Origin of the sequence: Protofrankia sp. Cj3 (genome assembly GCF_917627355.1) — a bacterium.
GTDB lineage: Bacteria > Actinomycetota > Actinomycetes > Frankiales > Frankiaceae > Protofrankia.
On record NZ_CAKJTR010000181.1, the window covers coordinates 1 to 1,528 of the forward strand.

Here is a 1,528-nt window from a genome sequence, read left to right on the forward strand (position 1 = left end):
GGTTCGGAGCCGATGGCCCGCTCGGCGATGTACAACAGTTCGCGAAGCGTCAGATAGATCATTCGCCGAGCCGACGGAGCGCCTCCGCGTACCGCGGAAGCTCCTCGTCCAACACCTGATCCAGCAGCTCCGCCCGGCTGTGCGCCTCGACGTACTCTCGGATCGCCTGCCGAGCGATCTCCTGCATCGACCGCTGTTCCAGCTCCGCACGCAGGCGCAGAGCCTCTGCCTCGTCATCCGTCAAGCGCAGTGTCATCGCCACAACCTCACGGTATCACCATTGATACCATCGTGGGGTCTCACAGCGTGGTCGCGGCGATCGACTCCTAGCCGATCTTCCTGGCGTTAGCGTTGCCGGCGTAGCCGGCCCGACGGATCTTCGCATGGGCAGGTTCGATGGAGACGGTCGGGCCGTTGACCTGCAGGTTTAGGTTCGCATTAGTGCTGGTTGGGTGCACTCGGGGATCAAGCCCGTATGCTGGGCCTTTCGATCCCCTTGTCATGCCTGCCAGGCGGCCGAGCCCCCCGGAACCCCCATATGTAGCAACGGGTGCGGCAACGGCTGTCAGGGTCGGGGCTCGGTCAGGTGGCTATCGAGCTTGCCCAGCGCACGCCGCTTCTCCCCCATCGACGCATGCGCGTAGATCGTCATCGTGACCTCGATCGCCGAGTGGCCCGCGATGTCCCGGACGATGTGCGGCGGCACACCAAGATCCAACAATAGCGTGACGCAGGTATGGCACAGCCCGTGGAACACCACGCCGTCGAGACCGGCCGCGCACCGTAGCGGCATCCAGAACCGCCGCAGGCTGTCGGGTTCGATCGGTGTCCCGATCGTCGTCGTGAACACGTGGTCCGTCGTGACCCATCGTTCGCCGGCCGCCGCACGCTCGGCGTTGTGGAGCTTGCGATGTTCCGCGAGCGCATCCGTGACCAGGCCCAGGAGCGGCAGGGTCCGTTCGGAATCCTCCGTCTTCGGCGGGAACAGCCGCAGTTCCCCGCCGACCCGCAGGAGTGTGTGACGAACCGTCAGGGTCTCCGGTCGGTGTCGATGTCCGACCACTGGAGACCAAGGAGCTCCCCGCGACGCGTTCGGTACCGAAGCGGATGTGTGCCGTGCCGCCGGACTCGGTGATCTGGTCTGTGCTCAGCGCGGCGATGCGAGAGAGTTGCTGGCCGAGAGCAGCAGCAGGGCCCCGGCGACGCGGTCGGTGCGCTCGAGGGTGCCGTCGTGCAGGAGCCGGGTGAGTAGCGCGATGCGTTCGGTCTCGCTGGTCGCCGGTCCGGTCCGCCGCGGCCGGGGCGGGACGTTCATTCGCTGGATGTGACCGCGATCGGCCGCCCAGTCGAGGAAGTCGCGGATGTCGGCGGCGGCGGGACCGGTTGTGGTCAGCCAGATCTCGATGGTGGCCTGGTCGAGGCTGGTGGGCGTCGTGTCGCGGTCGTAGAGCCAGCCGAGGAAGCGGATCGCGAGGTGCACCCTGGTCTCGGCGTGTTGGGTCCAGGGCCGTGGGCCGTGGGCCGTGGG

1 protein-coding gene and 2 pseudogenes are annotated in these 1,528 nt (G+C 67.2%); all 3 read right to left on the minus strand.

What is annotated here, in order from left to right; genetic code table 11:
* Positions 1–58: 58 nt before the first annotated feature.
* On the minus strand, positions 59–256 hold the full coding sequence (locus MJ783_RS19140; RefSeq protein WP_035739931.1) for a ribbon-helix-helix protein, CopG family: 198 nt from the start codon (positions 254–256) through the stop codon (positions 59–61).
* Between the two features lie 309 nt (positions 257–565).
* A pseudogene (locus tag MJ783_RS19145) lies at positions 566–1,089 on the minus strand (site-specific integrase); the annotation flags it as partial.
* Between the two features lie 58 nt (positions 1,090–1,147).
* Positions 1,148–1,528, minus strand: a pseudogene (locus MJ783_RS19150) (hypothetical protein); the annotation flags it as partial.